Annotated in this window: 7 protein-coding genes; all 7 read left to right on the forward strand. The window is 66.9% G+C overall.

Annotated elements, in window-relative coordinates; all coding sequences use genetic code 11:
- Positions 1-70 precede the first annotated feature (70 nt).
- A complete protein-coding gene (gene rpoC, locus BLW17_RS17045; RefSeq protein WP_036732062.1) occupies positions 71-4,294 on the forward strand; it encodes a DNA-directed RNA polymerase subunit beta' in 4,224 nt (1,407 codons plus the stop codon).
- 354 nt (positions 4,295-4,648) lie between these two features.
- Positions 4,649-5,593: a DMT family transporter gene (locus BLW17_RS17050; RefSeq protein ID WP_052176269.1), complete on the forward strand. Its 945-nt coding sequence runs from the start codon at positions 4,649-4,651 to the stop codon at positions 5,591-5,593.
- A complete protein-coding gene (locus BLW17_RS17055) occupies positions 5,593-6,423 on the forward strand; it encodes a glycosyltransferase (protein WP_036732060.1) in 831 nt (276 codons plus the stop codon). The genes BLW17_RS17050 and BLW17_RS17055 overlap by 1 nt, the downstream gene beginning before the upstream one ends.
- Positions 6,424-6,702: 279 nt before the next feature.
- Positions 6,703-7,074: a 30S ribosomal protein S12 gene (rpsL, locus tag BLW17_RS17060; RefSeq protein WP_036707536.1), complete on the forward strand. Its 372-nt coding sequence runs from the start codon at positions 6,703-6,705 to the stop codon at positions 7,072-7,074.
- Positions 7,075-7,085: 11 nt separating this feature from the next.
- Entirely contained in the window at positions 7,086-7,556 is a 471-nt protein-coding gene (rpsG, locus tag BLW17_RS17065) for a 30S ribosomal protein S7 (protein ID WP_036703027.1), read from the forward strand.
- 9 nt (positions 7,557-7,565) lie between these two features.
- Complete coding sequence (gene fusA / locus BLW17_RS17070; RefSeq protein ID WP_036703026.1) at positions 7,566-9,689, forward strand: elongation factor G; 2,124 nt, start codon at positions 7,566-7,568, stop codon at positions 9,687-9,689.
- A gap of 81 nt (positions 9,690-9,770) precedes the next feature.
- Positions 9,771-9,865, forward strand: a 95-nt coding sequence (locus tag BLW17_RS17075; protein ID WP_023878051.1) for a GTP-binding protein, incomplete at its 3' end; no start/stop codon positions are given.

A 9,865-nucleotide genomic window follows, 5' to 3' on the forward strand; every position in this document is an offset into this window, starting at 1 on the left:
CGCGCGGTAGGGTGCGTGGTCCCCACGCACCGCCTCATCCTCCCCGCAGCGTCCCCACGAGGAATCCGACATGAACCAGGAACTTTCCACCAATCCGTTCAATCCCGTCCCGGCGCCGCGCCAGTTCGACGAGATCAAGATCTCGCTGGCCAGCCCCGAGGAAATCCTCGCCTGGTCCTTCGGCGAGGTGAAGAAGCCCGAGACGATCAACTACCGCACGTTCAAGCCCGAGCGTGACGGGTTGTTCTGCGCGCGCATCTTCGGCCCGATCAAGGACTACGAGTGCCTGTGCGGCAAGTACAAGCGCATGAAGTATCGCGGCCTGACCTGCGAGAAATGCGGCGTCGAGGTGACGCTGCAGAAGGTCCGGCGCGAGCGGATGGGCCACATCGAGCTGGCCGCCCCGGTCGCCCACATCTGGTTCCTCAAGTCGCTGCCGTCGCGCATCGGCCTGATGCTGGACATGACGCTGCGCGACCTCGAGCGGATCCTCTACTTTGAAAACTACGTCGTCATCGAGCCGGGTCTGACGGACCTCACCTACGGTCAGCTGCTGACCGAGGAAGAGTTCATGGACGCGCAGGACCAGTTCGGCGTGGATGCCTTCACCGCCAACATCGGCGCCGAGGCGATCCGCGAGATGCTGGCCGCCATCGACCTCCAGGCGACCGCCGACCAGCTCCGCGAGGAGCTGAAGGAGGCGACCGGCGAGCTGAAGCCGAAGAAGATCATCAAGCGGCTGAAGATCGTCGAATCGTTCCTCGAGTCGGGCAACCGGCCCGAGTGGATGGTGCTGACCGTGATCCCGGTCATCCCGCCGGAACTGCGCCCGCTCGTCCCGCTGGACGGCGGCCGGTTCGCCACGTCGGACCTGAACGACCTCTATCGCCGGGTCATCAACCGCAACAACCGCCTCAAGCGGCTGATCGAGCTGCGCGCGCCCGACATCATCGTGCGCAACGAAAAGCGGATGCTGCAGGAATCGGTTGACGCGCTGTTCGACAACGGCCGTCGCGGCCGCGTCATCACCGGCAACAACAAGCGCCCGCTCAAGTCGCTGTCGGACATGCTCAAGGGCAAGCAGGGCCGGTTCCGCCAGAACCTGCTCGGCAAGCGCGTGGACTTTTCGGGCCGCTCGGTCATCGTGACGGGCCCGGAGCTCAAGCTGCACCAGTGCGGGCTGCCGAAGAAGATGGCGCTCGAGCTGTTCAAGCCGTTCATCTACTCGCGGCTCGAGGCGAAGGGCTATTCGTCCACCGTCAAGCAGGCCAAGAAACTGGTCGAGAAGGAACGCCCTGAGGTCTGGGACATCCTGGACGAGGTGATCCGCGAGCACCCGGTTCTGCTGAACCGCGCGCCGACGCTGCACCGTCTGGGCATCCAGGCGTTCGAGCCGATCCTGATCGAGGGCAAGGCGATCCAGCTTCACCCGCTGGTCTGCTCGGCCTTCAACGCCGACTTCGACGGCGACCAGATGGCTGTGCACGTCCCCCTGAGCCTCGAGGCGCAGCTGGAAGCGCGCGTCCTGATGATGTCCACGAACAACGTGCTGTCGCCCGCCAACGGCGCGCCGATCATCGTGCCGTCGCAGGACATGGTGCTGGGTCTCTACTACACCACCATGATGCGCGAGGGGATGAAGGGCGAAGGCATGGCCTTCGGCTCGGTCGATGAGGTCGAGCACGCGCTCGCCGCTGGCGAGGTGCACCTGCACGCCAAGATCACCGCCCGCATCCCGCAGATCGACGAGGACGGCAACGAGGTCATCCGCCGCGTCGAGACGACGCCGGGCCGCCTGCGGCTCGGGGCGCTCTTGCCCAAGAACGCCAAGGCGCCGTTCGAGCTGGTCAACCGCCTGCTGCGCAAGAAGGACGTCCAGAACGTCATCGACACCGTCTACCGCTACTGCGGCCAGAAGGAATCGGTGATCTTCTGCGACCAGATCATGGGCATGGGCTTCCGCGAGGCGTTCCGCGCCGGCATCTCGTTCGGCAAGGACGACATGGTGGTGCCGGACAACAAGTGGACCATCGTCGAGGAAGTCCAGGACCAGGTGAAGGAGTTCGAGCAGCAGTACCTCGACGGCCTGATCACCCAGGGCGAGAAGTACAACAAGGTCGTCGACGCCTGGTCGAAGTGCAACGACCGCGTGACCGAAGCCATGATGGCCACCATCTCGTCCAGCAAGCGCGACGAGAACGGGGCCGAGGCCGAGCCGAACTCGGTCTACATGATGGCGCACTCGGGCGCCCGGGGTTCGGTCAGCCAGATGAAGCAGCTCGGCGGGATGCGCGGCCTGATGGCCAAGCCGTCGGGCGAGATCATCGAGACGCCGATCATCTCGAACTTCAAGGAAGGCCTGACCGTGCTCGAGTACTTCAACTCGACCCACGGTGCCCGGAAGGGTCTGTCGGACACCGCGCTCAAGACGGCGAACTCGGGCTACCTGACCCGTCGTCTGGTGGACGTGGCGCAGGACTGCATCATCCGTGAGCATGACTGCGGCACCGACCGGGCGATCACCGCCTCGGCGGCGGTCAACGATGGCGAGGTCATCGCGCCGCTCTCCGAGCGGGTGCTGGGTCGCGTCGCGGCCGAGGACGTGCTCGTCCCCGGTTCGGGCGAGGTACTGGTGCGGCACAACGAGCTGATCGACGAACGCAAGGCCGACGCCATCGAGGCGGCGGGCGTGCAGACCGTGCGCATCCGCTCGGCGCTGACCTGCGAGGCCGAGGACGGCGTCTGCGCGCTGTGCTACGGGCGCGACCTCGCCCGCGGCACGCTGGTCAACATCGGCGAGGCGGTGGGCATCATCGCCGCGCAGTCGATCGGTGAGCCGGGCACCCAGCTGACGATGCGGACCTTCCACATCGGCGGCATCGCCCAGGGTGGCCAGCAATCGTTCATCGCCGCCAACCAGGACGGCACGGTGAAGTTCGAGAACGAGGCGGTCCTCGAGAACGCCTCGGGCGAGCTGATCGTGATGAGCCGCTCGATGCAGCTGCACGTCATGAACGACCAGGGCACGGCGCTGGCGACGCACAAGCTGTTCTACGGCTCGAAGCTCATGGTCCGCGACGGCGACAAGGTGACGCGCGGCCAGAAGATGTTCGAATGGGACCCCTACACCCTGCCAATCATAGCCGAGCAGGCGGGCGTGGCGCGGTTCGTCGACCTTCTCTCGGGCCTCTCGGTCCGCGACGAGACCGACGATGCGACCGGCATGACCCAGAAGATCGTGACGGACTGGCGGTCGGCGCCGAAAGGCAACGACCTCAAGCCCGAGATCATCATCATGGGCGAGGACGGCGAGCCGGTCCGCAACGACCAGGGCAACCCGATCAGCTATCCGATGTCGGTGGACGCGATCCTCTCGATCGAGGACGGGCAAGAGGTCAAGGCCGGCGACGTGGTGGCCCGGATCCCGCGCGAAGGCGCGCGGACCAAGGACATCACCGGTGGTCTGCCGCGGGTGGCCGAACTCTTCGAGGCGCGTCGTCCCAAGGACCACGCGATCATCGCCGAGATCGACGGCACGGTAAAATTCGGTAAGGACTACAAGAACAAGCGCCGGATCATCGTGCAGCCCACGAACGAGGATCTCGAGCCGGTCGAGTACATGGTGCCGAAAGGCAAGCACATCCCGGTGCAGGAAGGCGACTTCGTGCAGAAGGGTGACTACATCATGGACGGGAACCCGGCGCCGCACGACATCCTGCGGATCATGGGGATCGAGGCCTTGGCCGACTATCTCATCGACGAGGTGCAGGACGTCTATCGACTGCAGGGCGTGAAGATCAACGACAAGCACATCGAGGTGATCGTCCGCCAGATGCTGCAGAAGATCGAGATCCTCGACTCGGGCGACACCACGCTGCTCAAGGGAGAGCACGTGGACCGCGACGAGTTCGACGAGGAGAACGCCAAGATCGAGGCCCGCGGCGGCCGTCCGGCGACCGGGGAACCGGTGCTGCTGGGGATCACCAAGGCGAGCTTGCAGACCCGCAGCTTCATCTCGGCCGCGTCGTTCCAGGAAACGACCCGGGTGCTGACCGAGGCCGCGGTGCAGGGCAAGCGCGACAAGCTCGTCGGGCTGAAGGAGAACGTCATCGTCGGCCGGCTGATCCCGGCCGGCACCGGCGGGGCCACCGCGCGGATCAAGCGCATCGCCGAGGACCGCGACAACGAGGTCATCGAGATGCGCCGCGCCGAGGCCGAAGCCGTGGCGGCGCTGGCCGCCGAGGTGACGCCGATCGAGCACGAGGAAGAGATCATCACCTCGCCCGAGGAATGATCGCGCGCTGATGCGAACAGAGGGCCCGGCGGCAACGCCGGGCCTTTTGCGTTGGGGGGGGGCGGTTGGTCCGGGCGCGGTGGTGCAGGCCGGGGAACTTTGAGGGAGGTAGAAGCCGCCCGAGGTGAGGCGCAGCGCTACCGGGCGGCGCTCGGGCCGACGACGGCAGGAATTTCACCGGTGCCGAGCCGGCCTTCTTTCTGGCCCAAATACCCAAATTCACCCGGAGCAACCCGCGTGACGCTCCGGTCACCGCCCGGCAATCCCGCCCAGCGGGACGAGCCGCCCGCCGCCCTTCCCCCCGATCCCGCGGCGGGGTAGTCGCTGGGAAAGCCTCTCCGTCCGTCAGGTCCGATGCGCACGCCCCTTCTCTCCGTGAACCGCCGCGTCAAGCCGCGGTCCGAGCCGCCGGCCCGGACCCGCGACGGCGACAACCTGCGCGGGGCGGCGCTCATGGTGCTGTCGATGGCGGCCTTCGTCTGCAACGACGCGGCGATCAAATACGTGACCCAGACCCTGCCGCTGCCTCAGGCAGTACTAATCCGGGGCCTCGCCGTCTGCGTGATCCTGGGGGTGATGGCGCAGCGCGACGGGGGCATCGACTGGTGGCCGCATCGCCCCCGCGACCGCTGGCTGCTCGGCTGGCGCGCGGTGGCCGAGGTCGGATCGACCGTGCTCTACCTGCTCGCGCTTCAGCATCTCGCGCTGGGGGACCTGTCGGCGATCATGCAGTCGCTGCCGCTCCTGGTGATGCTCGCCGCGGCGGTGGTGTTCCGCGAGCGGCTGGGCTGGCGGCGGCTGACTGCCGTGGGCGTGGGGCTGATCGGCGTGCTGATGATCCTGCGGCCGGGCACGAGCGCCTTCAGCGTCTGGTCGCTCGTCGCGCTCGGCTCGGTGCTGCTGATCGTGGTGCGCGAGATCACCACGCGCGGCGTCTCGCCCGCGATCCGCACGAGCACCATTGCCTTTTCCGCCGCGCTCAGCGTGACGCTGTTCGCGCCGCTGCTGCCGTCCGAGGCGCCGTGGCGCTGGCCCACCGGGCTCGAGTGGGCGGGGCTCGCCATCGCCACCGGCTTCCTGACCATCGGCTACCAGACCGCAGTCGCCGTGATGCGGGTGGGGGAGGTCGGGTTCGTCTCGCCGTTCCGCTATACCTCACTGCTGTTTGCGATTCTGCTGGGCGTCGTCGTGTTCGGGGACTGGCCCGACGGCTGGACCTGGGCCGGCTCGGCGCTGGTGGTGGCCGCCGGGATCTATTCGATCTGGCGCGAGGCGCAGCTGCGGCAGGGGGCCGGGTGATGCGGGCGGAGATCCTCGCGCTCTGCCGGTTCTCGTATCTCGGCGGCCGGGGGTTTCAGGTCGAGCATGGCTCGCTCGCGGCACGGCGGGCGTTTCTCTATGACCCCGCCCGGCTCGCCCGGCGCTGGTTCTGGTTCGAGCGGGTGGCGCTGCCGGCGTGGCAGGCGCAGACCGACCCGGACTTCCGGCTGGTGGTGATGACCGGCCCGGACCTGCCCGAGCCTTACCTGACGCGCCTGCGGGCGATCAGCGCCGCGACCCCGCAGATCGTCGTCGAGACCGTCCCGCCGATGGACCATCACCGCACCGCCTGCGCCCGCGCGCTCGCCCCCCATCTCGACCCGCAGGCCGAGGTGGTGGGCTACGTCAAGCATGACGACGACGACGCCGTGGCGGTGGATTTCGTGGCCAGCGCCCGGCGCGACCTGCGGCTGGTGCGGCCGATGCTGAACCGCGACGGGCGGGCGTCCTGCGACTATGCCAAGGGGCTGATCCTAAAGGCCGACGGGGCCACGCTCGAAGTGCTGCCGCGCCATGTCCACTCCACGGGGGTGGCGCTGGTGACCTGGGTCCGGGCGGGCGACCCCGGCTCGGCCATCGACTTCGAGCACTGGCGGCTCGGGCACCACATGAACGGGGTGGCGGTCCACGACCGGCCGATGTTCGTGCGCACCCTCCACGCCGACAACGACTCGGGCGCGCCGGGGCCCAACTACCCCTGGGCCAGCCCGCCCGACGATCCTGCGGCGCTGTTGAAGCGGCGGTTCCGCATTGACCTGCCCGGCCTGCGCCGGGCGCTCGCCGCGGGCGAGGGCGGAGGGCCCGCCTGACCCTCACCCCGCCTGACCCTCACGTTGACAGGGACGACGATTCGACCTATAGCCCCCGCACCCCTGCGCGAAAGCGCCGGGGGCCAGAACCGCGCGGGCGTCGCCCCCTCGGTCACGATCCGGGGCCGCGCGCCCCGATCCTTCTGGAGTTTCGCCCCGTCCTACCCCGCCTCGCCGGGGCCGGATGGGTTTGGCGTTTCGCGATGGGCGCGAGGCGCTGTCGAGAAGTGGCGCGCCATGCCCGGGCGCGAGTATCGCAAACGCAGGACGGGGAACCGAATGCCGACGATCCAGCAGCTGATCCGCAATCCGCGGCAGCCGAAGGTGCAGCGCTCCAAGTCGCAGCACCTGCAAGGAAACCCTCAGAAGCGCGGCGTCTGCACGCGCGTCTATACCACCACCCCGAAGAAGCCGAACTCGGCCATGCGGAAAGTCGCCAAGGTGCGCCTGACCAACGGGTTCGAGGTCATCAGCTACATTCCGGGTGAAAAGCACAACCTCCAGGAACACAGCGTCGTGCTGATCCGCGGCGGCCGGGTGAAAGACCTTCCGGGTGTGCGTTACCACATCCTGCGCGGCGTTCTGGACACCCAGGGCGTCAAAGATCGTCGTCAGCGTCGTTCGAAATACGGCGCCAAGCGTCCGAAGTGAGGGTTTGAGAGATGTCCCGTCGTCACGCCGCTGAAAAGCGCGAAGTCCTGCCCGACGCCAAGTATGGCGATCGCGTGCTGACCAAATTCATGAACAACCTGATGGTGGACGGCAAGAAATCCGTCGCCGAGAAGATCGTCTATAACGCGCTCGACCGCGTTCAGGGCCGCCTCAAGCGCGAGCCGATCGAGGTTTTCCACGAAGCCCTCGACAACGTGAAGCCCTCGGTCGAGGTCCGCTCGCGCCGGGTCGGCGGCGCCACCTACCAGGTGCCGGTCGAGGTCCGTCCGATCCGCCGCGAGGCGCTCGGCATCCGCTGGCTGATCGACGCTGCCAAGAAGCGCAACGAGAACACCATGGAAGAGCGCCTGGCGGGCGAGCTGGCCGACGCGGTGAACAACCGCGGCACCGCGGTGAAGAAGCGCGAAGACACCCACAAGATGGCCGACGCCAACAAGGCGTTCAGCCACTATCGCTGGTAAGGAGCCATCATGGCACGCGAATATCCGCTGCAGCGGTACCGCAACTTCGGCATCATGGCCCACATCGATGCCGGCAAGACCACGATGACCGAGCGCATCCTGTTCTACACCGGCAAGAACCACAAAATGGGCGAGACGCATGACGGCGCCTCGACCATGGACTGGATGGAGCAGGAAGCCGAGCGCGGCATCACCATCACCTCGGCCGCGACCACGACCTTCTGGCAGCGCCACGAGGACACCGAGTTCACGGCCGACGAGTCGGCCCGCAACAAGCTGAACATCATCGACACCCCCGGCCACGTCGATTTCACCATCGAGGTGGAGCGCTCGCTGGCCGTCCTGGACGGCGCGATCTGCCTGCTCGACGGCAACGCCGGCGTCGAGCCGCAGACGGAAACCGTCTGGCGCCAGGCTGACCGCTACAAGGTTCCGCGGATCGTGTTCGTCAACAAGATGGACAAGATCGGCGCGGACTTCTTCAAGTGCGTCACGATGATCAAGGACCGCACCGGCGGCACCCCCTGCCCGGTGGCCCTGCCGATCGGCGCCGAGGACACGCTGGAAGGCATCATCGACCTCGTGAAGATGGAAGAGTGGATCTGGAAGGGCGACGACGTCGGCGCCTCGTGGATCCGCCAGCCCATCCGGGCCGAGCTGCAGGATCTGGCCGACGAATGGCGCGGCAAGATGATCGAGCTGGCCGTCGAGATGGACGACGACGCGATGGAGCAGTACCTCGAGGGCAACGAGCCCGACGAGGCAACCCTGCGCAAGCTGATCCGTCAGGGCACGCTGTCGATGTCGTTCTTCCCGGTGCTCGCGGGTTCGGCCTTCAAGAACAAGGGCGTGCAGCCCCTGCTGAACGCGGTCATCGACTATCTGCCGGCGCCGACCGACGTGCCGACGTTGATGGGCTTCTCGCCCGACGACGAGACCGAAGAGCGCAACATCGCCCGCGAGGCCGATGATGCGGCGCCGTTCTCGGCGCTGGCGTTCAAGATCATGAACGACCCCTTCGTCGGCTCGCTGACCTTCACGCGCATCTACTCGGGCGCGCTGAAGAAGGGCGACCAGATGATGAACTCGACCAAGGGCAAGCGCGAGCGCGTCGGCCGGATGATGGTGATGCACGCCATCAACCGCGAGGAAATCGAAGAGGCGTTCGCGGGCGACATCATCGCGCTGGCCGGTCTGAAAGAGACCACCACCGGTGACACGCTCTGCGATCCGGCGAAGCCCGTGGTCCTCGAGACCATGACCTTCCCCGAGCCGGTGATCGAGATCGCCGTCGAGCCCAAGTCCAAGGCCGACCAGGAAAAGATGGGCCTTGCCCTTCAGCGCCTGGCTGCCGAGGACCCGTCCTTCCGCGTCGAGACCGACCTCGAGTCGGGCCAGACGATCATGAAGGGCATGGGCGAACTTCACCTCGACATCCTCGTCGACCGGATGAAGCGCGAGTTCAAGGTCGAGGCCAACATCGGTGCGCCGCAGGTGGCCTACCGCGAGACCATCTCGCAGCCGGCCGAGATCGACTACACCCACAAGAAGCAGACCGGCGGCACGGGCCAGTTCGCCCGCGTCAAGCTGCAGATCGATCCCACCGAGCCGGGCGAGGGCTACTCGTTCGAATCGAAGATCGTCGGCGGCGCGGTGCCCAAGGAATACGTTCCGGGCGTTGAGAAGGGCATCAAGTCCGTCATGGACTCGGGCCCGCTGGCAGGCTTCCCGGTGATCGACTTCAAGGTGGCGCTGATCGACGGCGCCTTCCACGACGTCGACTCGTCGGTGCTGGCGTTCGAGATCGCCTCGCGGGCCGCGATGCGCGAAGGCCTCAAGAAGGCCGGCGCGAAGCTGCTCGAGCCGATCATGAAGGTCGAGGTGGTGACGCCCGAGGAATACACCGGGTCGATCATCGGCGACCTGACCTCGCGGCGCGGCATGGTCCGCGGCCAGGACACCCGCGGCAACGCCAACGTCATCGACGCGATGGTGCCGCTGGCCAACATGTTCGGCTACATCAACAACCTGCGCTCGATGTCGTCGGGCCGGGCGGTGTTCACGATGCAGTTCGACCATTACGAGGCCGTGCCGCAGAACATCTCGGACGAGATCCAGAAGAAATACGCCTGAGGCGGTGCGGGGCCAGCCCCCGCACCCTACCCCCCGTAGGGTGCGTGATCTCACGCACCGTCATTGAAAAGGAGCTTTGCAATGGCAAAGGCAAAATTCGAACGGACGAAACCGCACGTCAACATCGGGACGATCGGCCACGTTGACCACGGCAAGACGACGCTGACGGCGGCGAT

Origin of the sequence: Paracoccus sanguinis (assembly GCF_900106665.1) — a bacterium.
In the GTDB taxonomy this organism is placed as follows: Bacteria; Pseudomonadota; Alphaproteobacteria; order Rhodobacterales; family Rhodobacteraceae; genus Paracoccus; species Paracoccus panacisoli.